Here is a 24,795-nt window from a genome sequence, read left to right as displayed (position 1 = left end):
GGGCTCGGAACGGGGTGTCCGGCGCCGTCAGGACCCGGTTCGCGCCCCGTCGGCGCGGAGGGCCGGCCGCCGCAGGACGACGGTGTCGCGGTCGACCCGGATCGCGTTCGGGACGACGGCCGCGCACCTCAGCCGTGCGCCCCCGAGCCGACGTCGGGTGCGGTCAGCGGCCGCTCGGCCAGCGCGATCGCCTGCTCCCGGCTGAGGCTGCGGGGAAGTTCAGCTCGGTGAAGCGCCCCGTCGGATCGTCCCTCGACGTGGGCAGCACGACTCCGCTCCCGTGGAGGAACTCGAGGATCGCCTCCTGCGTCCGCCCGGTCGTCACGCGACCGAGGTCATCGCGGAGCTCGAGCAGCACGGTCTGCCCGGGCGCGTGCAGCTCGATCACCACCCGCTTCGACCGGCTGCCGCGGAAGAGCCGCTTCGCCGAGGTGAAGTCGGCGAACGCAGTGATCCGCGATCGGACCCGGACCGTGCGCGCGGCGAGGTCGGCGTGGGGAGTGGGGTGCCTGACGGCCATGAGCGCCGCCATCACGCCGAACAGGATCACGGAGAGGGCCACGAGGACGCCGAGCCTCAGCCCGAGCGAGATCCCGTCGAGGAGGATTCCGGAGAGGTTCCACGCGGGGATCGCGAGCACGAGCATCCCGATCAGGATGCTCTCGCTCGGCGTCCTCGCCCGCCTGAACCAGTGCCACTGCACGAGGGGAACCTCCCGTGACGATCGCGTGCCGCGCATCCGCCCGCCTCTCCCCCGCCGCGACCACCCTACGGACCCGGATCGCGCCGGACACGTCGGTCTCGAGACGCCGCTCCGCGGCTACTCGACCAACGAGAGGAGGTGGCACTCGCCAGCTGCTGATCGAGTAGGCCTCGCAGAGGCCGTATCGAGATCCACCACCGCCGGCCATGTCGGTCTCGATAGGCGCTGCGCGGCTACTCGACCAGCGAAGGGGCGGGCGCCGCGCGGTAGCGCCGGTTCCGCACCGCGAGGATCGCGCCTCCGATGACCGCCGCGAGGAGCGAGCCGGCCAGCACGCCGACCTTCACGTGGTCGTCGGACTCGCTGCCGGCGCCGAACGAGAGCTCGCCCACGAGCAGCGACACCGTGAATCCGATGCCCGCGACGAAGGCCATGCCGAGCATGTCGATCCAGCGGAGCGACGGATCGAGCGAGATCCCGCGGAACCGGGTCAGCAGGAACGTGCTGCCCACGATGCCGATCGGCTTGCCGAGCACGAGACCGGCGATGATGCCCAGCGCGATGGTGTCCTGGAACGACTCCGCCAGCCCGGCGAGGCCGCCGACCGTCACTCCGGCCGAGAAGAAGGCGAACACGGGCACCGCGAACGCCGTCGACAGCACGCTCCACCGGTCGGCGAAGTGGGCGGCGAGCCCGTCGTAGATCGGCCGGCCCCCGGCATCGGTGCCCACCTGCACGCGCGCCCGCTTCGTCGCGGCGACCGGCACCATGAAGCCCAGCAGCACACCGGCGACCGTCGCGTGCACCCCGGAGGCGTGCACGAGCGCCCAGGTCGCGACTCCCAGCGGGATCAGCACCCACCACGCGCGCACGCCGCGCTGCACGCAGACGGCGAAGACGGCGAGCGGGATCAGCGCGAGGCCGAGCATCAGCGCGTCGATGCCGGCCGTGTAGAAGACGGCGATGATCGTGATCGCGATGAGGTCGTCGACGACCGCGAGGGTCAGGAGGAAGGTCCGCAGCGCCGGCGGCAGGAACCGGCCGACGACCGCGATCACCGCCACTGCGAACGCGATGTCGGTGGCGGCGGGGATCGCCCAGCCGTCGAGCGCCGCTCCTCCGCGCTGCAGGTTCACGGCGACGAAGATCAGGGCCGGAGTGACGACTCCGCCGACCGCCGCCACGATCGGCACGAGCGCGGTGCGCGGGTTCCGCAACGAGCCGGCGACGAACTCCTCCTTGAGCTCGAGGCCGACGACGAAGAAGAAGATCGCGAGCAGGCCGTCGGCCGCCCACGAGCCGACGCTGAGGTTCAGGTGCAGCGCCTCGGGTCCGAACCGGAAGTCGCGCACCGCCTCGTAGAGCGAGGACGCGGGGCTGTTCGCGATGATCAGCGCGAGCAGCGTGGCAGTGAGGAGGAAGGCACCGCCGACGGTGTCCTTCTGCAGGGTCTGGCGGAGCCCCCGCCAGATGGAGTGCGGTGCCTGGTCGGCGGGCAGGTCGTGGTGAGCCATGGGGTCGTCCGATCGGAGAGGTGGCGGGCGCGGGAGCGCGGCCGCTGTCTCCGGAGGAGGGGCGGTCGCGCTCTAGGCGCGCGGCGGCGGGCAGCCGGCGATCTCGCCGTGCGCGTTCGTGCCCCACGAGCTCAGCCATCCGTTGGTCCCGGAGGCGCGCTTGGTCAGCAGCAGCCGGTTCGGGAACGCGGCCGCCGCACGGGCGCGGGCGCGGGACGGGGAGGACATCCCTCCGATTCTACCGAGCACGACTGAGCGCCCGCCCCCTCTGCAGGGGACGGGCGCTCGGGCGGTCCGGGACTACTCCTCGACGACGATCGTGGTGATGACCGGGTTGCGGCGGTGACGGCGGGTCAGCCAGCGGCCGAGCGTGCGGGTGATCAGCTTCTCGAGCGCCTCGCGGTCGGTCGGCGTTCCGGCGGCCTGCAGCACGGCGTCGTCGATGGCCTTGCTCGCGTTGGCCTGCCAGCCCGGCTCCTCCACGAAGCCGCGGGTGAAGAACTCGACGGGCTCGCCGAGGGTGCCGCGGTCGAGGTCGGCGATGGCGAGCACGGTGATCGCGCCCTCCTCGGCGAGCACGCGGCGGTCGATCATGGCGTCCTCGGTGGCGACGCCCATCGTGGTGCCGTCGACCAGGATGTGGTCGGCGTCGATGCGGCCGCTCATGCGGGCGCGGCCCTTGACCAGGTCGATCGAGACGCCGTCCTCGATGACGAAGACGTTCTTCTCGTCGATGCCGGTGCGCGTCGCGATCGCGGCGTTCGCCGTGAGGTGGCGCCACTCGCCGTGCACGGGCAGCACGTGGGTCGGGCGGAGGATGTTGTAGCAGTAGGCGAGCTCGCCGGCGCTCGCGTGGCCCGAGACGTGCACCTTGGCGTTGCCCTTGTGCACGACGGTCGCGCCCCAGCGCGTGAACGCGTTGATGATGCGGTAGATCGCGTTCTCGTTGCCGGGGATCAGCGAGCTGGCCAGCAGCACGGTGTCGCCGGGACCGATGTCGATGATGTGGTCCTTGTTGGCCATGCGCGAGAGCGCGGCCATGGGCTCGCCCTGCGACCCGGTGCAGATCATCACGATCTCGGTCGCGGGGAGCTTCTCGAGGACCTTCATGTCGACGACGAGGCCGGCCGGGATCTTGAGGTAGCCGAGCTCGGCGGCGATGCCCATGTTGCGGACCATCGAGCGGCCGACGAACGCGACCTTGCGGCCGTGGCGGTGCGCGGCGTCGAGGACCTGCTGGATGCGGTGCACGTGGCTCGCGAAGCTCGACACGACGATGCGGCGCGGGGCGGTGCGGAACACCTGGTCGATCGCGGGGGCGAGGTCGCCCTCCGAGATCGCGAAGCCGGGGACGTCGGCGTTGGTGGAGTCGACGAGGAAGAGGTCGACGCCCTCGTCGCCCAGGCGCGCGAAGCCGGGGAGGTCGGTGGTGCGGCCGTCGAGCGGGAACTGGTCCATCTTGAAGTCGCCCGTGTGCAGCACGAGGCCGGCCTCGGTGCGGATCGCGACGGCGAGGCCGTCGGGGATCGAGTGGTTCACGGCGAGGAACTCGAGGTCGAACACGCCGGCGTCGACGCGGTCGCCCTCCTTGACCGGGCGGGTGCGCGGGGTGATGCGGTGCTCCTGCAGCTTCGCCGAGATCAGCGCGAGCGTGAAGGTCGACGCGATGATCGGGATGTCGGCCCGCTCCTTGAGCAGGTACGGCACACCGCCGATGTGGTCCTCGTGGCCATGAGTGAGCACGATGGCCTCGATGTCCTTCAGGCGCGAGCGGATCGCGGCGAAGTCGGGGAGGATCACGTCGATGCCGGGCTGGTTCTCCTCGGGGAAGAGGACGCCGCAGTCGACGATGAGCAGCTTGCCCTTGTGCTCGAAGACGGTCATGTTGCGGCCGATCTCGCCGAGACCGCCCAGAGGGGTGATGCGCAGACCGCCCTTCTCGAGCGGCTTCGGAGCCGCCAGTTCGAGGTGGTGGCGGGCGGGCTTGGCTGTGCGGGCGTTTCGCATGGGTGCTTTCCGATAGGAGGGGCCGGCGTCGTGCCGGGATGTGCGTGGCATAGGGGCGCACCGGGCCGGCCGGTGCTGCTGCGACCAGCGCTCCGGCTCTGCGGAACGGTGTCACCTCGGCCGCGTGGGCAGCCGAGGACCTCCGCGACGGCGGAGGAGGAGACTGCGGCGCGGGCATGGCGCGCGCCGGGGTCCGGATCAGACTACCGGTGCCCTCCGCCGGTCCGCTCGGAGCGTGCCGTCGCGGGGCGGGCGGGGTGCGCGGCCTCACGGCTGCAGAAGTAAGGCTGGGAGCGCCGACGGCGCGTGATTCCTCCGTGTCGTGGTGCTCAGCCTCGTCTGTGAGGGTCGGACCGTTCGCAACCGAGGAGCGGAGGGGCGCCAGGCTCCCGAACGAGGCCCGAAGCCCCTCCCGACCTCGATTCCGTCCGCCTCAGCCGAGCCGCTTCGCGAAGCAGAGGCTCTCGGGCTCGTCGCCCCAGTAGCCGAAGCCCGGGATCGGCTCGTAGCCCGAGCTCTCGTAGAGGGCCACGGCCTCGGGCTGCTGCGTGCCCGTGACCAGGCGCAGCAGCTCGACTCCGTGCCGCGCCGCGAGCTCCTCGACCCCCGCGAGCAGGAGCCGGCTGAAGCCGCGGCCGCGCGCCTGCTCGATCACGTACATCCGCTTGATCTCGCCGACCTCGCCCTCCGCGGTGAGCGCCACGCAGCCCACGACCTCGCCGTCGACGCGGAGCAGGAGCGTCGGGGTCCCGGGTCCCGGCCGCGGCCCGGGGTCGTCTCCGCCGTAGCGCCGCATGATCTCGGCCTCCTGCAGGACGAACAGCGTCAGCGCCACGGCGTCGGCGGCCGTGGTCTCGGTCAGGCGGGGCTCCTCGGGCACCCCTCGATCGTACGGGCGCGCGGATCGGTGCGAGCATGAGCCGTGCCCTCCTCCACTTCCCCGGTCCGCCTCGAGCGGTCCCGTCTCGTGCTCGGTCCCGACGGGCTCGTGGTCGACGTCCACGACGGAGGCGGCGACGGGCCGGTCGTCCTCCTCCTGCACGGCGTCGGACTGTCGCACCGCCCCTACCGCCGGCTCGCCGCGCACCTCGCGCCCGATGCGCGGGTCGTGGCGCTCGACCTCCCCGGCTTCGGAGCCACGCCCAAGCCGTGGCGATCCGTGCCGGTGGAGGAGTACGCCGGGCTGGTCGGGCAGGTCCTCGACCTGCTCGGGATCGCCTCGTGCGTCGCCGTCGGCCACTCGATGGGCGCGCAGTTCGCCCTCGAGCTGGCCCTGCAGCGCGCGGACCTCGTCAGTCACGTCGTCCTCGTGGGCCCCGTCACCGACTCCGCCCACCCCACGGCGCTGCGGCAGACCCTCGTGCTGGCCCGCGACAGCATGCTAGAGCCGCTGCCGACGAACGCGGTGGTGTTCACCGACTACGTCCGAACGGGGCCGCGCTGGTACTTCACCGAGGTGGCGGCGATGCTCGCCTACCCGACCCACGAGCGGATCGTCGGGCTCGCCGCTCCGCTGCTCGTCCTGCGGGGCTCGAACGACCCGATCGCCACGGAGGAGTGGTGCTCACGGCTGATCGCCGCGGCCCACGGAGGAACGCTCCGCACGGTTCCCGGGCACCGGCACGTGGTCGTGCACACCGCGCCGGGCGAGGTCGCGCGCGAGATCCTCGCGCACGCCCGCACCTCCGAGGCCGCCGCCTCCTGACGGCGGCGCCTCAGCTCCCCGAGCGACGACGGAGCCGCCCGCCCGGGAGGGCGGACGGCTCCACCGCTGGACGCCGGGGTGCGCTCAGCGGTCGTCGCGCTCGTGGTTGTGCGAGCCCGACTTGGCGAGGCCGCGGCTGATCAGGTAGCCGACGGTCACGAACGAGACGTACATCCAGGCGTGGTCGGCGGTGAAGCCCTGGCCGTCCTCGCCGTTGTCGGTCACGGCGGCCGCGACCAGGATCGCGATCGAGATCACGAGGAAGACGTAGAACTCGGTGGTCTTCAGAGCGCCCTTCGTCTCGGTCGCGACACGGCGGGCGGTCGGGGTGTGTGCGGAGTTGTTCGTCATGGGGAGTCCTTCAGGGGGTGAGGGAAGCGGAGCGCCCGGGGTGGCGCCCCTCTCGACCGACCGTAGGAACGACGACGGCGATCCTGTGAGGGGGTTGACTGCTCGCTGGAGAGAACGGAAGAGGGGTCAGGGTGGGAGGGACGCCCCGCCCGGGGCGGCGCCGTGCGTAGAGCAGGTCCTCACCGGTCGACGATCCCTGGCGCACCTCTCCTGTCGAGAACAGCCACGGCGAGGAGCCGGTCGATGAGGCCGTCCTCTCCCACATCGAGGCCGAGATGCAGCGGATGCAGCCGTCGCGCCCCTCCTGGAGCGACGAGGTGACGGACAGGCCGGACCTCGACTTCCTGAACCACCCCGAGCCGGCCTGACCCGGGACGGTCCCAGGAGGGACCCGGTTGGATGGGCCGGGTGAACACGCTCATCGTCACCGCTCACCCTGATCCGGAGTCGCTCACCTCGACGATCGCGCGGAGGATCGCCGCGGCGGTCGGCTCCGTCGAGGTCGCCGACCTGGCCGCCGAGGGCTTCGATCCGCGGTTCTCCGCCGCGGATCGTCACTCGTACCGGGTGGCCGGCGACTTCCCCGAGGACGTCGGCCGCGAGCAGCGGCGGCTCGACGGCGCCGAGCACCTCGTGCTCGTCTTCCCCGTGTACTGGTGGTCGATGCCGGCCCTGCTGAAGGGCTGGATCGACCGCGTCTTCGTCAACGGCTGGGCCTTCTCGATCGACCCGGCCGGAGGGATGCGCCGCCGCCTCGGCGCTCTCACCGTGCACCTCGTGCCGATCGCCGGGGACGACGCCGGCGTCTACGAGCGCCACGGCTACGAGCAGTCGCTGCGGACGCAGATCGAGCACGGGATCGTCGACTACTGCGGGGCCGTGCGGGGCGTGACGGTCTTCGTCCACGAGTCCGAGCAGGAGGACGACGGCGCCCGGCGGGCCGCGGTCGACCGTGCCGTCGAGGCGGTGTCGGAGGCCGTCCGCCGCTGACGCGGTGGCACACTGCGGAGGATGGACGAGCCTGCGCACGACGAGCTCCGCGCCCTGCAGCGCCGGGCGTACGGGCGCGGGCCGGACCTCGCTCCGGGGGAGTGGTCGCGGCTGCGGGCGCTCGAGGCGGCGGCGGCACCCCGATCCGGTCCCGTGTCGAGGGGGCCGGTCGCGGAGGCCGCCCCGGTCGCAACGGAGGACCCGTTCGGCGAGACCGACCCGGCACCGCCCGACGCGGCTCCCGGGACGCCCCGATCCGCCTCCGCCCGGCTCCCCCGCCTCCTCCTCCGGGCGGCCGCCCTCGTCGCCGCTGCGCTCCTCGGAGCCGGAGTGACGACCCTCGCCGCCGGCTCCGACTCCCGCGAGGTCGCGACCCTCCGCCTGGCGCCCGCCGACGACCTCGCCGGCTGGGGCGGCTCCGAGGACACCCTCGCGTCCGACGACTTCCACGGCCTCCGGGTGGTGAAGCGGCCCAGCGGCGAGGACGGCGGCTCGTGCCTGTACGTCGTCCCTGCCGAAAGCGATGCGTCCGGGATCGTGTACAGCGGCTGCAGTGCGCGGTCCTTCCCCGCCACGGCGCAGCTCACGGTCTCGCCCTCGCTGCCCTCGGAGCTGCGCGACGCGTTCGGCGACGGGAGCGGGCTCCGCTTCGTCCTCGCGGGGGAGACTGTGCACGTCAGCTCGGACAGGTGAGCCGCGCATCAGATCGACGGCCCCCGCTCCTGGGGATCCGTGCCGCTCTCGGGCTCGTCGCGCATCGGGCCGCGTCCGATCGCGGGACCGGCCTCCGGGTGGTGCAGGTCGAAAGCAGGCCCCTCCGAGCGGATCTTGGGGATGGTCACGAAGTTGTGCCGCGGCGGCGGGCACGAGGTGGCCCACTCGAGCGAGCGGGCAGTGCCCCACGGATCGTCCACCTCGACGCGCTGCCCGCGGCGGAACGTGATCCACACGTTCCACAGGAACGGCAGCATCGAGGCCCCCAGCAGCGCCGAGCCGACGGAGGAGAGCTGGTGCATCCAGGTGAAGCCGTCCTCGGGCAGGTAGCTGGCGTAGCGGCGGGGCATGCCGTTGACGCCGAGCCAGTGGTGGATGAGGAACGTCGCGTGGAAGCCGATGAAGAGCATCCAGAAGTGCGCCTTGCCCCAGCCCTCGTGGAGCATCGTGCCGGTGAACTTCGGCCACCAGAAGTAGAAGCCGGAGAACATCGCGAAGACCACGGTCCCGAAGACGACGTAGTGGAAGTGGGCGACGACGAAGTACGAGTCGTGCACGTGGAAGTCCAGCGGCGGTGACGCGAGGATCACGCCCGTGAGGCCGCCGAAGGTGAAGGTCACCAGGAACCCGATCGCCCAGATCATGGGCGTCTCGAACGTCACCGACCCTCGCCACATCGTGCCCACCCAGTTGAAGATCTTCACTCCGGTCGGCACCGCGATGAGCATCGTGAGGAGGGAGAAGAAGGGCAGCAGGACGGAGCCGGTCGCGAACATGTGGTGAGCCCAGACCGTCACTGAGAGGGCCGCGATCGCGATGCTCGCGTAGATGATGCTCTTGTAGCCGAAGAGCGGCTTGCGGCTGAAGACGGGGAACACCTCCGAGACGATCCCGAAGAACGGCAGCGCGATGATGTAGACCTCGGGGTGCCCGAAGAACCAGAACAGGTGCTGCCAGAGCAGGGGTCCGCTGCCGGCCGGGTCGTAGACGTGGCCGCCCCAGAGGCGGTCGGCGGCCAGCCCGAAGAGCGCAGCGGCGAGCAGGGGGAACGCCAGGATCGCGAGGATCGACGTGATCAGCACGTTCCACGTGAAGATCGGCATCCGGAACATGGTCATGCCGGGCGCGCGCATCGTGATGATCGTCGTGATGAAGTTCACCGCACCGAGGATCGTCGAGAACCCGGTCAGGATCAGCCCGATCACCCAGAGGCTCCCCCCGATCCCGGGGGTGTATCCGCCGGTCGAGAGCGGCGTGTAGGCGGTCCAGCCGAATTCGGCGGAGCCGAAAGGCGTGAGCATCGGCACCACGACGATGAGGCCGCCCCAGAAGTAGAGCCAGAACGACAGCGCGTTCAACCGGGGGAAGGCCACGTCCGGCGCTCCGATCTGCAACGGCATGAGCGCGTTCGCGAAACCCGAGAACAGCGGAGTCGCGAACAGCAGCATCATGCTCGTGCCGTGCATGGTGAACAGCTGGTTGTACTCCACGCGGCTGTTCAGCACGTTCATGCCGGGCTCGTACAGCTCGGCGCGGATGATGAGCGCGAGCAGTCCGGCGACCATGAAGTGGCCGACCGCCGTCACGAGGTAGAGGTTGCCGACGACCTTGTGGTCGGTGGAGGTGGCGATCTGCGCGAGGCGCCCGCGGGGGCGACCGGGGCGCGATCGGACGCGCGCCTTTTCGGAGTGCGGAGCGGTGACGGTCACGGGCGGTCCCTCCTGGTGCTGAGCGGTCGGCGGTAGTCCAGTCCTCGCGGACGCCCCGGGAGGAGGCGGTTGACTTCTCGGGCTCCGATCGGCCAGGAGGTCATCGGAGCCGCCCGGCCGAGAGGTCGCGGCAGAGCTGCAGCGCCACGTCCTCGACGCTCGAGCGGCGGGCCACCCGGCGCTGCCAATGGGCGCCGGAGCCGCGGAACAGGATCCGGTGCACCCCGTCCACCACCAGCTCCTCGTCGCCGCTCGCGGCGAGCGCCGGCCGCACCGTCTCGAGCAGCGCCTCGACGACCCGGACCGCGTCGGCCGGCTGCCCGGTCGCGGGGTGCACGAGCTGCTCGTCGATGCCCGAGCGCCGGGCGCGCCAGGTCGCCAGACGCAGCACGCCGACGGAGCAGGGGGCCGGCTCCCGGCCACTCCGCCACTCCTCCGCCGCGGTGTCGACGAGCGCGCGGACGAGGGCGGCGAGCACCGCCGTGTCCTCGGCGCGGAGGCACACGTCGGCGACCCTGATCTCGATCGTCGGGTAGCTGCGCGAGAGGCGGGCGTCGAGGTAGAGCATCCCCGCGTCCATCAGGACGCCGGTGCGCAGGAGGTCGTCCTCGAAGGCGGCGTAGGCGTCCGCCGTGCCGAAGACGTCGCTGGGGCCGGCCGAGGGCCACTGCGAGAGCGTCTGGGAGCGGTGGCTGGCGTAGCCGGTGTCGACTCCGTCGGCGAACGGCGAGTTCGCGCTGAGTGCCAGCAGCACCGGGAGCCAGACCCGGATGCGGTCCAGGACCGCGACGCCCTCCGCCGCGTCGAGGATGCCGACGTGCACGTGGAGGCCGCAGGCGAGCGTGCTGCGGGCCGTCGCTCCGTAGCGCACGAGCATCTCGAGGTAGCGGGGGCGCAGGCTCGGATGCGGCGTCGCGGACGTCGGGCTGGTCGCCAGCGGCAGCGCCCGGGCGCCGTGCCGTGCGGCGGCGATGTCGGCCGCCCGCCGCGCCTGCAGCACCTCGTCGGCCAACTGCGCCGCCGAGAAGCACGGCGCGGTGACCGCCTCGATCATCTCCTGCTGCAGCTCCCGCTGCAGGGGTGCGGAGGAGCGCTGCGTCTCGCGCAGCAGCTTCTCGGCCACCGGCACCGCCTGCCCGGTCTCGGGCGAGACCAGGAGCAGCTCCTCCTCGACGCCGAACGTGCGGAGCCCGGGGCGCGCGGGAGGGGCGGCACCGCTCGGGGCGGGTGCGGTCGTGGTCGCCGGGGCGCTGCTCACCGTGGTCATGCGATCAGAGTCGGCAGTCGGCGACGGACACTGGAGAGGGTTTACACGCCGTCGGAGCACGGGGTAGACGTCGTGATCACCGCTCGAGCCGCGCGCCCTCGCCGGTGCACCCGGCCTTGATCCTCCGGCTCGCGAGGGCGTCGTCGAGCTCCCACTCGTACGACGCGAGGGTGTCGGCCGACGCGGTCGGCGCGATGACCCAGAACTCCACGGCCAGCCGGCTCCTGTCCCGCGACGTCTCCGGGCAGGGGCGGCAGGAGTAGCCGAAGAGCGACCACATCAGCCACATGATCCGCGTCGACCGCCGCCGGGGGATCTCGCGGAGCATCACGACGCGCACGGACATCACCGCTCCCCGGAGCCCGGGCCCGTCATCTTCGGCCCGCGACGTACACGGCCCGCGCGTCCTCCAGCGTCGCGCAGTGCACGTCGTTCTCGGTGCGGCCGATCCGGTACGCCCGGAAGCCGCGCGAGGACGGGCTGATGAAGCCGAGGATCGCCGCGGGGTCGCCCGCGTCCTCCGACCCGTCCCGCACCCGCCAGCCGTCGTCCCCGATCGGGTCGAGGGCGACGTCCTCGAGCTGCTCCGGTACCGCGATCCGCATCATGAGGGTCTCCTTCCGTCCCGTTCCTCGTGCTCGAAGGAGTCAAGACGGCACCACCGACGCCGGGCACGGGGCTTGACCTCCGGGCCCGACTGCGATGCGCCGCGCCGCGTCGTCCGGATTCCGGCGCGGCAGGGTAGCCGGGCGGATCGGCGCGGGGAACACTCCTGACCCGCTCACGCCGGAGCCCTGGACTGGCCTCGCGGCCCGGACTGCGGCCGCAGCGACCAGGAAGGACACGGACATGCGTGCACGCGAGATCATGACCCCCGGCGCCGAGTGCATCGGCGAGGACGAGACCCTGCAGAAGGCTGCCGAGAAGATGCGCGACCTCGACGTCGGGGCGCTGCCGATCTGCGGCTCGGACGGGCAGCTGAAGGGAGTGCTCACCGACCGCGACATCGTCGTCCGCGCCCTGGCCGAGGGGCAGGATCCGGCATCGTCGACCGCCGGCTCCCTCGCGCAGGGGAAGCCGGTGACGATCGGAGCCGACGATGACGCCTCCGAGGCGCTCGAGACCATGCGGAAGCACCAGGTGCGCCGCCTGCCCGTGATCGACGGACACGACCTGGTCGGCATGATCGCGCAGGCCGACCTGGCCCGCGCGCTCGGCGCCGCCGAGGTCGGCGAGGCCGTGGCGGACATCTCGGAGGAGTGAGGCGCGGGGCTCCTGACGCCCCCGTTCCGCCCCACCCCGGGGAGGGGTCCTCACGACCCCGTTCCGCCCCTCCCCGTTCACCCGTCAACCCGGCGCGCGTGTCGGCGGTCTCTGATCGGATGGAGGGGACCGCCACCTGGAAAGGACACCTGATCCATGACCGACGTCTCCTCCCAGCCGCCCGCCGAGGGCGACGACCGGAAGATCCTGACCAACCGTCAGGGCCACCCCGTCTACGACAACCAGAACCAGCGCACGGTCGGGGCCCGCGGCCCGGCCACGCTCGAGAACTACCAGTTCCTCGAGAAGATCAGCCACTTCGACCGCGAGCGGATCCCCGAGCGGGTGGTGCACGCCCGCGGCGCCGTCGCCTTCGGCTACTTCGAGGCGACCGGCACCTGGGGCGACGAGCCGATCTCGCGGTACACCCGGGCGAAGCTCTTCCAGGAGGCGGGGAAGCGCACCGATGTCGCGATCCGCTTCTCGACCGTGATCGGCGGCCGCGACTCTTCCGAGGCCGCGCGCGACCCCCGCGGCTTCGCCGTGAAGTTCTACACCGAGGACGGCAACTGGGACCTCGTGGGCAACAACCTCGGCGTCTTCTTCATCCGCGACGCCATCAAGTTCCCCGACGTGATCCACTCGCTCAAGCCCGACCCGGTCACGTTCCGGCAGGAGCCCGCGCGCATCTTCGACTTCATGTCGCAGACACCGGAGTCGATGCACATGCTGGTCAACCTGTTCAGCCCGCGCGGCATCCCGGCCGACTACCGCCACCAGCAGGGCTTCGGAGTGAACACCTACAAGTGGGTGAATCAGGCCGGCGACACGAAGCTGGTCAAGTACCACTGGATCCCGTCGGTCGGCGTCAACAGCATGACCGAGGCCGACGCCGCCGTCGTGCAGGGCGGCGACCTCGGCCACGCGTCGAAGGACCTCTACGAGGCCATCGAGCGCGGCGAGTACCCGGAGTGGGAGCTGCGCGTGCAGCTGATGGACGACCACGACCACCCGGAACTCGACTTCGATCCGCTCGATGACACCAAGGTGTGGCCCGAGAACGAGTTCCCGCCGAAGACGGTCGGCCGGATGGTCCTGAACCGCAACGTCACCAACCACTTCGCCGAGAACGAGCAGCTCTCGTTCGGCACCGGCGTCCTGGTCGACGGCCTCGACTTCTCGGACGACAAGATGCTGGTCGGCCGCACCTTCTCCTACTCCGACACCCAGCGCTACCGCGTCGGCCCGAACTACCTGCAGCTGCCGGTGAACGCGCCGAAGAACGTGAACGTCGCGACCAACCAGCGCGACGGGCAGATGGCGTTCCACCAGGACCACGGCGGTGAGAACCCGCACGTGAACTACGAGCCCTCGATCACGGGCGGCCTGCGCGAGGCGCAGTACCCGACCCACGACGACCAGGGGCCCGAGATCACCGGGCGCCTCACCCGCAAGCGGATCCCGCGCACGAACGACTACACCCAGGCCGGCCAGCGCTACCTGCTGCTGGAGGAGTGGGAGCGCGACGACCTGGTGGCGAACTTCGTCGACCTGATCTCGCAGGCCGCCCGCCCCGTGCAGGAGCGGATGCTGTGGCACTTCTACCTGGTGGAGGACGACCTCGGCCGCCGCGTCGGCGAGGGCCTGGGCATCACCCTCGACGAGGTGAAGGACCTGCCTCCGCTGCAGTCGCAGACCCTGTCCGAGGACGAGCTCGCCCGCCTCGCGAACCTCGGCCGCAACGGCTCGCGGGACGTCGAGGGCCTCGTCATGACGCACACCGTGCCGAACGCGCGCGCGAACAAGGTCGCGAAGCACGTGCAGGAGGAGACGGCGTAGCTCCTGCCTCTGCGGGCCGGGGGGGAGCGATCCCTCCGGCCCTTCTCTTCGCGAGGATGGGCGGATGTCCTCCCGCCGCCCCGATGCCACCTCCGTCGAGCTGATCGGCGGAGTCGAGCCGCTCGAGGTCGCCCTGCACGAGTACGACGAGAGCTGGCCCGCGCTCTTCCTCGAGCACCGGCGCCGGATCCTCGAGGCGCTGCCGGGGGTCGGGGTCGAGCACATCGGATCGACGTCCGTGCCGGGTCTCGCCGCGAAGCCGATCATCGACATCGTCGTGATCGTCGACGACATCACGGCCGAGGAGGACTACCTCGACGCGCTCCTGGCCGCTGGATACCTGCTGCGCGTGCGGGAGCCGGGCCACCGCCTCGTACGGACCCCTGCGCGGGACGTGCACGTGCACGTCTACGCGGACGGCGACCCGGCCGTAGCGGCGTACCTGCTGCTGCGGGACCGCCTCCGCTCGGACCCCGCCGACCGGGCGCTCTACGAGAGCGTCAAGCGCGAGCTGCTGCGCCGTCGCTGGGACGACATGAACGCGTACTCCGACGCGAAGACCGACGTGATCCTGGCGATCCGGGAGCGGGCGGCCCGCTGAGCCGTCCTCGGTCGAGACGTCCTCGGACCGTCGAGACGTCCTGCGGCACCGGGTCGTCTCGACGGTCGGAGGATGCCTCGTCGGTAATGGTCGGTTCATCGAAGGGTCATAGGGGAGTCATAGGCCGGGCGGCCAGAGTCGGATGCGCAGCCGACGTCCGAGGAGGACACCATGACCCGCATCCCCGAGCCCGACCTCACCCCGCAGGGACCCGCCTACCAGGGGCGGCGCCTCGACCGGCCGCACGAGGAGGTCGTCGACCAGGGGCTCCCGTTCGACGTCGCCACGCTCGTCAGCCGCCGCCGGGTGCTCTCGCTGATCGGAGTCGGAGCGGCGACGATGGGGCTCGCGGCCTGCACCACCGACGCGGGCGGCAGCACGGGCTCGTCGTCCGCGAGCGGATCCTCCGGCGCCGCCTCGTCCGGGACGGCGTCGACCGGCACGACAGCGATCGGCGAGATCCCCGACGAGACCGCCGGCCCCTACCCGGGCGACGGCTCGAACGGCGTCGACGTGCTCGAGAACGCCGGAGTCGTGCGCAGCGACATCCGCTCGAGCATCGACGGCGGAGCGACCGCCGCGGGCGTGCCGATGACGCTGACCCTCACGATCCTCGACACGGCGAACGGCGACGTTCCGTTCGAGGGGGCGGCCGTCTACGTCTGGCACTGCGACGCCGACGGGAACTACTCGATGTACTCCTCCGGGGTCGAGGACGAGACGTACCTGCGCGGGGTCCAGGTCGCCGACGCGAGCGGATCGGTGACGTTCGCCTCCGTCTTCCCCGCCTGCTACTCCGGTCGCTGGCCGCACATCCACTTCGAGGTCTACCCCGACGCCGCCTCGATCACCGACGCGGCGAACGCGTCGCGACCTCGCAGGTCGCCCTCCCCGAGGACGCCTGCGCCGCCGTCTACGCGCTCGACGAGTACAGCGGATCGACGGCGGACCTCGCGCAGGTCTCACTCGAGGACGACAACGTCTTCGGCGACGACGGCGGCGTGCTGCAGCTGGGCACGACGACCGGGGACGTCGCGTCGGGCTACTCCGTGGCGCTGACGGCCCGGGTCGACACGACGACGACGCCGACCGCGGGCGCGGCTCCCGGCGGCGCGGGTGCTCCGCGCAGCCGCTGAGGAGCGCAGCCGCTGAGGAGCCCCGCCGCGGAGGACGAGAGCTCCCGCTCGCCGGCGGTCGTGCGGCGAGGACGTGCGGAACCGAGGACGAGGAGCCGCAGCCGGGCGCATCCGTCCGCTGATCGCCTTTCCGACCTCGGTTGCGGACACGGGCGGGCCGCGCACCGGCGGCGGCAGCGGATCCCGGCACCTGTCGGCCCGGCCCGGCCCGGCGTACCCTGCCGCCATGGCACTGCGACTGCGACAGATCGTGCTCGACACGGAGGACGCGCGAGGTCTCGCGACCTTCTACGCCGCCCTCCTCGGCGGCCGCTACCGGCCCGGCGACGAGCCGCCGGCCGACGGCTCCGACGACCGCGCGGACTGGGTCGCGCTGCGCACGCCCGAGGGTATGCGGCTCGCGTTCCAGCGGGTCGACCGACTGCAGCGGGCGACCTGGCCCGAGGGCGAGCACCCGCAGCAGCTGCACCTCGACCTGATGGTGGCGGACGCCGCCGAGCTGGAGGAGCAGCGCGAGCGCGCCGTGGGGCTGGGCGCCGAGGTGATCGACGACCAGAGCGACGACGCGGAGGGCCCGCTCTACGTCTTCGCGGATCCGTCCGGTCATCCGTTCTGCATCTTCGTCGCCGAGGACCTCGCCGCGCTCGTGGACTGGTGATCGGCGGCACCGCTGAGGCTGAGAGCTCGTCACCCCCGATCCCCCCTCGTCCGCCCGTTCCCGCCTTGTTCCCGAGGGTCGATCCCCCTCACCGGCGCTGCGGCCGAAATCCCTACGGAATCCTCACGGGTGATTTCCCCGAACGGTCCTGGCGGCCCCCTCGCGGGGCGTAGAAACGGGAGGTGACCTCCTCTCCGGCGCGCGCCGCCGCCACTCCCACTCCTCCTCCGCCCGTGAAGCGCCGCGCCCTCCGCGCCTGGATGCTCACCGGCCTGTCCGAGGAGTCCGGCGCGCACCAGGGCCCGCACGCGACCACGGTCGAGAAGACGCACTCGTGGTGGCGGGTGATGTGCCTGACGGGCGTCGACTACTTCTCGACGCTGGGATACCAGCCCGCGATCGCCGCGGTCGCCGCGGGGCTCCTCTCGCCGCTGGCCACGATCGTGCTCGTGCTGCTCACGCTGTTCGGCGCGCTGCCCGTCTACCGCCGCGTCGCGCGCGAGAGCTTCCGCGGCGAGGGCTCGATCGCGATGCTCGAGCGGCTGCTGCCCTGGTGGGGCGGCAAGCTCTTCGTGCTCGTGCTGCTCGGATTCGCGGCCACCGACTTCATGATCACCATCACCCTCTCGGCGGCCGACGCCACGGCGCACGCCGTCGAGAACCCGTTCGCGCCCGCCTGGTTCGAGGGGGCCGAGGTCCCGCTGACCCTCGGGCTCGTGGCACTGCTCGGGCTCGTGTTCCTCAAGGGGTTCAAGGAGGCGATCGGCATCGCGGTCGTCCTCGTGGCCGTGTTCCTCCTCCTGAACCTGGTGGTGATCGCGGTGTCGTTCGGGCACGTGGCCGAGAACCCGGTCGTGATCACCGACTGGTGGAGCGCGCTGACGACGCAGCACGGGAATCCGCTGGTCATGGTCGGGATCGCGCTGATCGTGTTCCCGAAGCTCGCGCTCGGGCTCTCGGGCTTCGAGACCGGAGTCGCGGTGATGCCGCAGATCACCGGCGCGCCCGGCGACACCCCCGCGAACCCGGCGGGGCGGATCCGCGGGGCGAAGCGCCTCCTGCTGACCGCGGCGATCATCATGTCGAGCTTCCTGATCACCTCGAGCATCGTGACGACGCTGCTGATCCCGCAGGCGCAGTTCCAGCCCGGTGGCGAGGCGAGCGGACGCGCGCTCGCCTACCTCGCGCACGAGTACCTGGGCGACGGATTCGGCACCGTCTACGACGTCAGCACCATCTGCATCCTCTGGTTCGCGGGCGCCTCCGCGATGGCCGGGCTGCTGAACATCGTGCCGCGGTACCTGCCGCGCTACGGGATGGCTCCGCAGTGGGCGGCGGCCGTGCGGCCGCTGGTGCTGGTGTTCACCGCGATCGCGTTCCTCATCACGATCCTGTTCGAGGCCGACGTCAACGCGCAGGGCGGCGCCTACGCGACGGGCGTGCTCGTGCTGATCACCTCGGCGTCCGTCGCCGTGTTCCTCTCGGCGCGCCGGCAGCGGCAGCGCAAGCGCACCGTCGGCTTCGCGCTGATCGCGCTCGTCTTCGTCTACACGACCGTTGTCAACGTGATCGAGCGGCCCGACGGAGTGAGGATTGCGGCGGTCTTCATCGTCGGCATCGTCGTGGTCTCGCTGATCTCGCGCGTGCAGCGCTCGTTCCAGCTGCGCGCCACCTCCGTCGTGCTCGATGACCAGGCGCTGGCCTTCGTCCGCTCCGACGCCGACGACTACGGAGTGATCCGCATCGTCTCGCACGAGCCCGACGAGGACTCGGAGCAGGAGTACCGCACGAAGCTCAGCGAGGAGCGGCGCGACAGCAACATCCCGGCCCGCTCGCCCGTGCTGTTCCTCGAGGTGCACCGCGCCGACTCGTCGAACTTCGAGGAGGACCTGGAGGTGCGCGGAGTCGTGCGGCACGGCTTCCGCGTGCTGCAGGTGAGCAGCGGCAACGTGCCGAACACGCTGGCCGCGGTGCTGCTCGAGATCCGCTCCGAGACGGGCGTGATCCCCGAGATCTACTTCGAGTGGACCGAGGGCAGCCCGCTGTCGAACATGTTCCGCTTCCTGATCACGGGGGCGGGCGAGGTGGCGCCGGTGACGCGCGAGGTGCTGCGTCGCGCGGAGCCGGATCCGGGGCGCCGGCCCGCGGTGCACGTGGGCTGACGCGGGGGCGTGGGGACGGGCGACTCCGGGCGGGGCCCCTCCTCGCTCCTCCAAAAGTTGCGGGAAGCGCGAGCCGTTACCGCAACTCTTGAGGAACCGCGGCGGGTCGGGGTGCAGGGCGCCGCTCCTTCAGAAGTTGCGGGAAGCGCGAGCACTCACCGCAACTAGTGAGGAACCGCGGGCGGGGTGGCGGCGGCTCAGACTGCCGCGGGGCGCGTGTCGCCGTCGAGCAGGTCGCGGAGAAAATGCGCGTCCGCGGTGTACTCCGCCGCCTCCGCGAGGAGGTGCGGCTTGCCGAGCTCCTCGGCCTTGCCGATCGACATCTCGGCGAGGTCGTGGAGTCGGACGACCGCCACGCGGAGGACGTCCGCCCAGGTCGCATCGGAGCCGTACCGGCGCAGGATCAGCTCGACCCGGCGCCGCGCGTCGCTCATCCCGGGCGCTCCCTCCGGAGTCACGGCCGTCAACGGGACGACGCGCGTCGCGAAGTAGGCGATGTCCCAGAGCCGAGGGCCCGGCGAGCACATGTCGAAGTCGATGGCGCCGACGACGGCGCCGTCGACGAACGCCAGATTGTGCGGGGCGAAGTCGTTGTGGCAGATCACCTCGGCCGGCACCTTGGCCGGCGCCTGCCAGACGGCGCCGTCGACGCCGAAGCCGATGCTCGCGTCGTGCAGCTCGCGCAGCCGGCGCGCGCCCTCCTCGAGGACGGAGTCGCTCCACACCCAGGCGGGCAGCGGGTAGAGCGGCACCTCCCCCTCGACGAACGAGAGCCTCTCGCGCCCGCCCTCGACGCCGAGGGGCCGGGGCGCCCAGTCGATCCCGGCGACGGCCAGGTACCGGAGGTAGCGGTGCACGGTCGGCGTCCACGGTCCGGCGTTCCGCAGGACCGTGTCCCCGCTGCGCTCGACGTCGTTCATGTTGCCGCCGGCAAGAGGTCCGTCCATGCGGCCAGCGTAGGCCGCGCGCCGGAGGTCGCCGGGCGGCCTCGCGTCTCCGATAGTTGCGGGAAGCGCGAGCGGTCACCGCAACTACTGAGGAACCGCGGCGGGGTGCGCGGCACGCTCCTCCGATAGTTGCGGGAAGTGCGAGCACTTACCGCAACTTGTGAGGAACCGGGGCGTGCCGGCGGCTGCGCGGGGCCGGCGGCTCAGCGGCGCGGTGGCACCGCCGTCACCAGCAGCAGCACTCCCGCCACGGCCTGGCAGACCGCGCCGATCAGGCCGAACCCCGGAGGGTCGTCAGCCGAGAGGTAGCCGCCGTTGATCGCCGGGGTGAAGGCGTAGTCGACGAGGATGCTCGACCCCAGCACCGCCAGGAGCGCGAAGGCCGGCGGCACGATGCGCCCCTGCGCGCGCATCGACAGCACCAGCACGGCGATCGCGAGCACCAGCTCGGCGAACCAGACCCACAGCGGAGCGAGCCACTCCGGCGTCGGCGCCTCGTACTGCAGGTAGGCGCAGGCGTCGCTCCCGTAGCCCTGCGACCAGCACGGCTGCCAGAACACGAGCGCGCCGACCCCCTGCACCGCGGCGTGGCCCAGCAGCAGGACGGCGCTCGCGGCCGCGACCACCGCCAGGACGAGGCGCGCCGTGCCGCGCGGGGCCGTCCCGGTGATCGCCATGCGGCGACCCTAGGCGGGCGCGGTGAACGGCGGGACGCGACCGGGGGAACGGCGGTCGACCCGCCGCGGGAGCGCCCCGTCGCGCAGCCCGATCAGCCGCGCTCCCCCGACCGCAGCGCCGCGGCGGCGCCGAGGGCGATCAGCGCCTGATCGGTGACGACCGCGACCACGTCGAAGCCGAGCGCGCGGAGTCGCTCCGCCCGCTCGGGGTCGCCGGCGAACGCCCCTGCGCGCGCGCCGGAGCGACGGGCCGCCGCCGCGATCGCGGGCAGCGGGTCGCCGGATCCGTCGGCGGCGATCAGGTCGGGCAGCGCGACCCCGAGGGCGATCGCCAGGTCGAACGGGCCCACGAAGCGCCCGCGCGCCCGGCACCGCGAGGATCCCGTCGACCGCGTCGAGGCCGGCGCGCGTCTCGATCATCACCCACAGCTCGCAGCGCGCCTCGGTCGGGGCCGGGGCGACCGCCCCCCACAGCCCCGCCATCGGGCCCCAGCTGCGTCGTCCGACCGGCGGGTAGTGCGCGGCCCGGACGGCCGCCTCCGCCTGGGCGACGGTCTCGATCATCGGCACGATCACCACGTCGGCACCGGCGTCGAGCGCCCGGCCGATCAGCGCGTCCGAGAGCTCGGCGACCCGCACGGCGACGGGCGGCCGCTCCTCGAGCACCGCCGCCGCCCGCAGCGTCGCCACGACGGCGGAGTCGTCGAACGCCCCGTGCTGCGCGTCGAGGGCCAGCCAGTCGACTCCGCTGCGCGCGATCTGCAGCGCGGTCAGGGGTTCGCCGAGCTGGCACCACACTCCGTCGGCACGTCCGTCGCCGAGACCTCGCTGCGCACTCATGCCCCCGATCCTCGCGCACGGGAGCACCGTCGGCGGGAGGCGGTCGAGCGGAGGACCCGCGGGGAACCCGACAGACGTTGCACAGTCCCTCTTATGGGGGAGTTTCCATGCGAATTCATCTACACTGCGTCCACCTCGTGTTCAGTGGATGTTCACCCCCGTGTCCGTGCACCGTCGCACCCGCCGCGAGCAGCCCCCTGCCCCCAGAGACGAGCTCGTCATCCTCCGCATCACGATCCCCTCCCGTCGACTGCGCCTCGGCCTGGTCCTCACCGCCGTCGCACTCCTGCTCGCGAGCTCGATCGTGGTCGCCCTCGACACGGCCACCCGCACGAGCGGCGGCAGCGTCCGCGAGGCCTTCGACTTCGTCTCGTTCTGGCTGAACGTCAACTACGAGCGCAACCTGCCGGCCTGGTACTCGAGCATCCTGCTCGTCGTCGTGGCCCTGGTCGCCTGGGACCTCGCCCGCGTCGAGCGCGTGCTCCACCGGTCGCCGTGGTGGGCGTGGGCCTGCGTCGCGGTGACGTTCGCCTGCCTGTCGATGGACGAGCTGCTGCAGATGCACGAGCAGTCCTCGACGCTCGCCGTCCTCCTCCTGCCGCTGATCGTCCTCTTCGCCCTCGCGACGCTGCCGCTGCTGCGCGCGCTGCCCCGCCGCATCGCGTTCCAGCTGATCGGGGCCGGAGCGGTCTTCGTCGGCGGCTCGCTGGGCATGGAGCTGATCGGCAACCTCCTCGCCGAGACGTCGCAGCTGCTGATCCACCTCGAGGAGGCGGCCGAGCTGATCGGCACCGCACTCGTCCTCGCGGCGATCGCCGAGTACCGCGAGGCGCTCGATCACGAGCGCGTCGACGGAGTCGCGGCACGGCACGTCGCCACGGCCTGACGCCGGCGCGCTCGCGGTCAGAGCGGCCGAGGCCGGTACGCCTCGATCAGGGAGTCGAACAGCGCGTTCATCCGCTCGTCGACGACCCGGCGCGATGGATCGGCGTCGTACCACTCGACGATCTCGCGCGCGCCGTCGCTGAACCGCACGGCCGGCGAGAACGCGGGCACCAGGCTCCGCACCTTCGCGTTGTCGAAGACCATCGAGTGCGCCTTGTCGCCGAGGATCCCGGCGCCGAGCTCGGGGTCGGCGGCGGCGATCGCGTCGGAGGCGACGTGCACGATTCGCGCCTCGGTCCCGGCGGCGGCGGCCAGGTCCTGGTGGATGCGGTCCCACGTGGCGTCTCGTCGCCGGTGATGTGGAAGGCCTCGCCGATCGCGGCGGTGGCGCCGAACAGGCCGACGAGGCCGACGGCCACGTCGCTGCTGTGGGTCAGGGTCCAGAGCGAGGTGCCGTCGCCCGGGACGACCACCTCGAGGCCGCGCCGCATCCGGTCGATCACGGTCCAGCCTCCGTCGACCGGCAGCGCGGTGCGGTCGTAGGTGTGCGAGGGCCGCACGATCGTCACGGGGAAGCCGCTGCGCCGGTACTCGGCGACGAGGAGGTCCTCGCAGGCGATCTTGTCCTGCGAGTAGGTCCAGAACGGGTTCCGCAACGGAGTCGACTCGGTCACCGGGACGCGCGCCGGAGGCTTCTGATAGGCCGAGGCCGAGCTGATGAAGACGTACTGGCCGGTGCGCCCGGCGAACAGGTCGACGTCCTGCTGCACGTGCTCCGGGGTGAACGCGGCGAACTCGACGACGACGTCGAAGCGCTCGTCGCCCAGAGCGTCGCGCATCGAGGCGGAGTCGCGGACGTCGGCGGTGAGGGTCCGCACGCCTTCGGGGAGCGGCCGGATCGACGTGCGCCCGCGGTTGAGCACGGTCACGTCGTACCCGAGCGCGAGGGAGCGGCGCACGCCCTCCGCGCTGATGATGCCGGTTCCACCGATGAACAGCACGCTGAGCGACATGCTCGACCTTTCCGAGAGGGGGAGGTGCGAGGTGCACCGGGCTCCATCCCCTCACATCCCGGGCGGGGGCGCCAGGGGGTGTCGGAGAGCGCGGTCACGGACGGCCCGCGGTCTGCCTAGGCTCGACGGATGCGCCCTCCTCGCCTCCTCCAGCAGGTCGTCGGCACGCTCAGCGGGCAGAAGCCCGCCGCGCCCGTCAGCCGTCGCGCCCGTCGCGCCTCCCTCGCCGAGCAGACCGTGCGCAGCGTGCTCGAGCTGGCGGTGCGGCTCGGCGAGACGCTGCTCTCGCTCGGAGCGGCGGCGGCCGAGGTGACCGAGACGATCCAGCGCGTCTGCCGGGCGTACGGCATCGAGGTGCAGGTCGACCTCACGTTCACGTCGATCCTCGTGGTGCACGACGGAGGCGACGACTCCCCCGGCGTGAGCGTGCTGCGGGTGGTGCAGACCCGCAGCGCCGACTACGAGCGGCTCGCCCGGGTGACCGCGCTGGTCACCGCGATCACCGACGGCTCCCCCGAGGTGCGGGTCGCCGACACCGTCGACTCGACCGAGGCGCGCGACGAGGCCCGGCACCAGTTCGAGGCGGCCCACGAGCGGCTCGATGCGATCCTCGTGCAGCCGCACCGCTACCGCCGCGCCGTCGTCACCCTCACCCTGGCCGTCATGGCCGCCGGAGTCGCGGTGCTGCTCGGCGGCGGACCCCTCGTGGTCCTCGTGGCGGCCGCGACCGCCGCCCTGATCGACACCGTCACCCGCCTGCTGGGCGGGTGGGGCCTGCCCGCCTTCTTCCAGCAGATCGCGGGCGCGGCGGTCGCGACCGGAGTGGCGGTGCTGCTGCTCGCGGTCGTGCCGCAGCTGCCGGTCGAGCTCGCCGCGCTGCCGCCGGCGCTGGTGGTCGCCTCCGGGGTCGTCGTCCTGCTCGCCGGCCTCTCGTTCGTCGGCGCCGCCGACGACGCGATCAACGGCTTCCCGATCACCGCGGGCGGGCGCTGCTCGAGGTCGGCCTGCTCACCCTGGGCATCGTCGTCGGCATCGCCGCCGTGCTGGACGCGGCCCGCTCCCTCGGCGTCGAGCTCGTGCTCGTCGACTCCTACGCCCGCCCCTGGCCGGCCGGCGTGCAGATCCTCGGCGCGGGGATCGCGGCCGGCGCCTGGGCGCTCTCGTCGCACACCCCGCCGCGGCCGGCGCTGATCGCCGCGCTCGCGGGAGCCGGCGCGTGGCTGGCCTCGGACTCGCTCCTCGCCCTCGGCGCCGCTCCTCTGATGGCCAGCGCCGCCCCCGCGCTCGTCATCGGCCTGCTCGGCGAGGCCCTGTCCGACCGGATGCGTATCCCCGCCGTCGTGACGACCGCCTGCGGGATCGTGCCGCTGCTGCCCGGGCTGACGCTCTACCGCGGCGTGCTGGACCTGACGTCCGGCGGCGATCCGACGAGCGGCATCGAGCTGCTGCTGCAGGCCGGGATGATCGCGGTCGGTCTCGCGGGCGGAGTCACGCTCGGCCGGATCGCGTACCGCCGACTGCGGACGCCGGTGGTGCGCGCGGTGGCGCCGGTGCGCGCGCGGGCTCGGCGGGATCGCGGGATGGACGCGGCGCTGGCCGCCGATGTGCTGTACAGCGAGGGTGAGCCGTCCCCGACCACCGCGCCGCTGCCGGTCGCGGATCCGGCAGCGCCTGCGTCGGATCCGCACGAGCCGCTCGTGCGGACCGGGACCCTCCCGATCGTCAGCACGATCGGGGCACCGGAGGCGAACGGCGGCTCCGACCCCGCGGACCCGGACCGCGGCTGACCCGCGGGTGGGCGCGGAACCGGCCCG

General features: G+C 72.3%; 25 protein-coding genes and 2 pseudogenes. 12 read left to right on the top strand and 15 right to left on the bottom strand.

What is annotated here, in order from left to right:
• Window positions 1-163: 163 nt before the first annotated feature.
• From B0T42_RS06195 to B0T42_RS06180, 5 genes are all read right to left on the bottom strand, one after another.
• Window positions 164-703, bottom strand: a complete 540-nt coding sequence (locus B0T42_RS06195; protein ID WP_077222377.1) for a hypothetical protein — start codon at window positions 701-703, stop codon at window positions 164-166.
• Between the two features lie 233 nt (window positions 704-936).
• Entirely contained in the window at window positions 937-2,217 is a 1,281-nt protein-coding gene (gene nhaA / locus B0T42_RS06190; protein WP_077222376.1) for a Na+/H+ antiporter NhaA, read from the bottom strand.
• Window positions 2,218-2,289: 72 nt separating this feature from the next.
• On the bottom strand, window positions 2,290-2,445 hold the full coding sequence (locus B0T42_RS20445; protein WP_170116319.1) for a hypothetical protein: 156 nt from the start codon (window positions 2,443-2,445) through the stop codon (window positions 2,290-2,292).
• A gap of 72 nt (window positions 2,446-2,517) precedes the next feature.
• Window positions 2,518-4,224, bottom strand: coding sequence for a ribonuclease J (locus B0T42_RS06185; protein WP_077222375.1), 1,707 nt, complete (start codon window positions 4,222-4,224; stop codon window positions 2,518-2,520).
• A 433-nt stretch (window positions 4,225-4,657) separates the two neighbouring features.
• Window positions 4,658-5,104, bottom strand: a complete 447-nt coding sequence (locus B0T42_RS06180; RefSeq protein WP_236720149.1) for a GNAT family N-acetyltransferase — start codon at window positions 5,102-5,104, stop codon at window positions 4,658-4,660.
• 42 nt (window positions 5,105-5,146) lie between these two features.
• Between B0T42_RS06180 and B0T42_RS06175 the strand changes: the two genes are divergently transcribed.
• On the top strand, window positions 5,147-5,929 hold the full coding sequence (locus B0T42_RS06175; RefSeq protein ID WP_077222374.1) for an alpha/beta fold hydrolase: 783 nt from the start codon (window positions 5,147-5,149) through the stop codon (window positions 5,927-5,929).
• 84 nt (window positions 5,930-6,013) lie between these two features.
• Here the strand turns inward: B0T42_RS06175 and B0T42_RS06170 are convergent, their stop codons facing one another.
• Window positions 6,014-6,280 carry a hypothetical protein gene (locus B0T42_RS06170; RefSeq protein WP_077222373.1) on the bottom strand — a complete coding sequence of 89 codons (267 nt, stop codon included), beginning with the start codon at window positions 6,278-6,280 and terminating at the stop codon, window positions 6,014-6,016.
• Window positions 6,281-6,688: 408 nt separating this feature from the next.
• Between B0T42_RS06170 and B0T42_RS06165 the strand changes: the two genes are divergently transcribed.
• A complete protein-coding gene (locus tag B0T42_RS06165; RefSeq protein ID WP_077222392.1) occupies window positions 6,689-7,270 on the top strand; it encodes an NAD(P)H-dependent oxidoreductase in 582 nt (193 codons plus the stop codon).
• Between the two features lie 21 nt (window positions 7,271-7,291).
• Window positions 7,292-7,963 carry a hypothetical protein gene (locus tag B0T42_RS06160; protein WP_077222372.1) on the top strand — a complete coding sequence of 224 codons (672 nt, stop codon included), beginning with the start codon at window positions 7,292-7,294 and terminating at the stop codon, window positions 7,961-7,963.
• Window positions 7,964-7,971: 8 nt separating this feature from the next.
• Here B0T42_RS06160 and ctaD read toward each other — a convergent pair whose 3' ends face one another.
• The 4 genes from ctaD to B0T42_RS06140 all read right to left on the bottom strand — a co-directional run bounded on the left by ctaD (window position 7,972) and on the right by B0T42_RS06140 (window position 11,568).
• Entirely contained in the window at window positions 7,972-9,693 is a 1,722-nt protein-coding gene (gene ctaD, locus B0T42_RS06155) for an aa3-type cytochrome oxidase subunit I (protein ID WP_077222371.1), read from the bottom strand.
• Window positions 9,694-9,793: 100 nt separating this feature from the next.
• Window positions 9,794-10,960 carry a carboxylate-amine ligase gene (locus B0T42_RS06150; RefSeq protein ID WP_077222370.1) on the bottom strand — a complete coding sequence of 389 codons (1,167 nt, stop codon included), beginning with the start codon at window positions 10,958-10,960 and terminating at the stop codon, window positions 9,794-9,796.
• 76 nt (window positions 10,961-11,036) lie between these two features.
• Complete coding sequence (locus B0T42_RS06145) at window positions 11,037-11,306, bottom strand: hypothetical protein (protein ID WP_077222369.1); 270 nt, start codon at window positions 11,304-11,306, stop codon at window positions 11,037-11,039.
• Window positions 11,307-11,331: 25 nt separating this feature from the next.
• Window positions 11,332-11,568, bottom strand: a complete 237-nt coding sequence (locus tag B0T42_RS06140) for a hypothetical protein (protein ID WP_077222368.1) — start codon at window positions 11,566-11,568, stop codon at window positions 11,332-11,334.
• 241 nt (window positions 11,569-11,809) lie between these two features.
• Here B0T42_RS06140 and B0T42_RS06135 point away from each other — a divergent pair, with 241 nt between their 5' ends.
• The 6 genes from B0T42_RS06135 to B0T42_RS06110 all read left to right on the top strand — a co-directional run bounded on the left by B0T42_RS06135 (window position 11,810) and on the right by B0T42_RS06110 (window position 18,619).
• On the top strand, window positions 11,810-12,223 hold the full coding sequence (locus B0T42_RS06135; RefSeq protein WP_201788496.1) for a CBS domain-containing protein: 414 nt from the start codon (window positions 11,810-11,812) through the stop codon (window positions 12,221-12,223).
• Between the two features lie 156 nt (window positions 12,224-12,379).
• On the top strand, window positions 12,380-14,062 hold the full coding sequence (locus tag B0T42_RS06130; RefSeq protein WP_077222367.1) for a catalase: 1,683 nt from the start codon (window positions 12,380-12,382) through the stop codon (window positions 14,060-14,062).
• Window positions 14,063-14,126: 64 nt separating this feature from the next.
• Window positions 14,127-14,663 carry a GrpB family protein gene (locus tag B0T42_RS06125; RefSeq protein WP_077222366.1) on the top strand — a complete coding sequence of 179 codons (537 nt, stop codon included), beginning with the start codon at window positions 14,127-14,129 and terminating at the stop codon, window positions 14,661-14,663.
• 171 nt (window positions 14,664-14,834) lie between these two features.
• On the top strand, window positions 14,835-15,722 hold the full coding sequence (locus B0T42_RS06120) for a dioxygenase family protein (protein ID WP_342418211.1): 888 nt from the start codon (window positions 14,835-14,837) through the stop codon (window positions 15,720-15,722).
• 303 nt (window positions 15,723-16,025) lie between these two features.
• A complete protein-coding gene (locus B0T42_RS06115) occupies window positions 16,026-16,457 on the top strand; it encodes a VOC family protein (RefSeq protein WP_077222390.1) in 432 nt (143 codons plus the stop codon).
• 260 nt (window positions 16,458-16,717) lie between these two features.
• On the top strand, window positions 16,718-18,619 hold the full coding sequence (locus tag B0T42_RS06110; protein ID WP_094742689.1) for an APC family permease: 1,902 nt from the start codon (window positions 16,718-16,720) through the stop codon (window positions 18,617-18,619).
• A 197-nt stretch (window positions 18,620-18,816) separates the two neighbouring features.
• On the opposite strand, the gene B0T42_RS06105 is transcribed toward B0T42_RS06110, so the two are convergent.
• The 4 genes and pseudogenes from B0T42_RS06105 to B0T42_RS22635 all read right to left on the bottom strand — a co-directional run.
• On the bottom strand, window positions 18,817-19,566 hold the full coding sequence (locus B0T42_RS06105) for a phosphotransferase (protein ID WP_077222364.1): 750 nt from the start codon (window positions 19,564-19,566) through the stop codon (window positions 18,817-18,819).
• A gap of 203 nt (window positions 19,567-19,769) precedes the next feature.
• Window positions 19,770-20,243 (bottom strand): hypothetical protein, encoded by a 474-nt coding sequence (locus tag B0T42_RS06100; protein WP_077222363.1) that lies wholly within the window; start codon window positions 20,241-20,243, stop codon window positions 19,770-19,772.
• A 92-nt stretch (window positions 20,244-20,335) separates the two neighbouring features.
• Window positions 20,336-20,593 (bottom strand): hypothetical protein, encoded by a 258-nt coding sequence (locus B0T42_RS21105; protein ID WP_236720148.1) that lies wholly within the window; start codon window positions 20,591-20,593, stop codon window positions 20,336-20,338.
• Window positions 20,594-20,615: 22 nt separating this feature from the next.
• Window positions 20,616-21,083 (bottom strand): annotated as a pseudogene (locus tag B0T42_RS22635) (aldolase/citrate lyase family protein); the annotation flags it as partial.
• Between the two features lie 148 nt (window positions 21,084-21,231).
• Between B0T42_RS22635 and B0T42_RS06090 the strand changes: the two are divergent.
• Window positions 21,232-21,969: a hypothetical protein gene (locus B0T42_RS06090; RefSeq protein WP_139344432.1), complete on the top strand. Its 738-nt coding sequence runs from the start codon at window positions 21,232-21,234 to the stop codon at window positions 21,967-21,969.
• A 17-nt stretch (window positions 21,970-21,986) separates the two neighbouring features.
• Here the strand turns inward: B0T42_RS06090 and B0T42_RS06085 are convergent.
• Window positions 21,987-22,981: pseudogene (locus tag B0T42_RS06085) on the bottom strand (SDR family oxidoreductase).
• Window positions 22,982-23,110: 129 nt separating this feature from the next.
• Between B0T42_RS06085 and B0T42_RS06080 the strand changes: the two are divergent.
• Window positions 23,111-24,172: a threonine/serine exporter family protein gene (locus B0T42_RS06080; protein WP_077222360.1), complete on the top strand. Its 1,062-nt coding sequence runs from the start codon at window positions 23,111-23,113 to the stop codon at window positions 24,170-24,172.
• On the top strand, window positions 24,097-24,768 hold the full coding sequence (locus B0T42_RS06075) for a threonine/serine exporter family protein (protein WP_158078054.1): 672 nt from the start codon (window positions 24,097-24,099) through the stop codon (window positions 24,766-24,768). The genes B0T42_RS06080 and B0T42_RS06075 overlap by 76 nt, the downstream gene beginning before the upstream one ends.
• The last annotated feature ends 27 nt before the right edge of the window (window positions 24,769-24,795 follow it).

This window comes from Rathayibacter rhapontici (assembly GCF_001995175.1).
Taxonomy (GTDB): Bacteria; Actinomycetota; Actinomycetes; order Actinomycetales; family Microbacteriaceae; genus Rathayibacter.
Note: the sequence above shows the minus strand (reverse complement) of the source record. Positions and strands in the feature narration are given on the sequence as shown.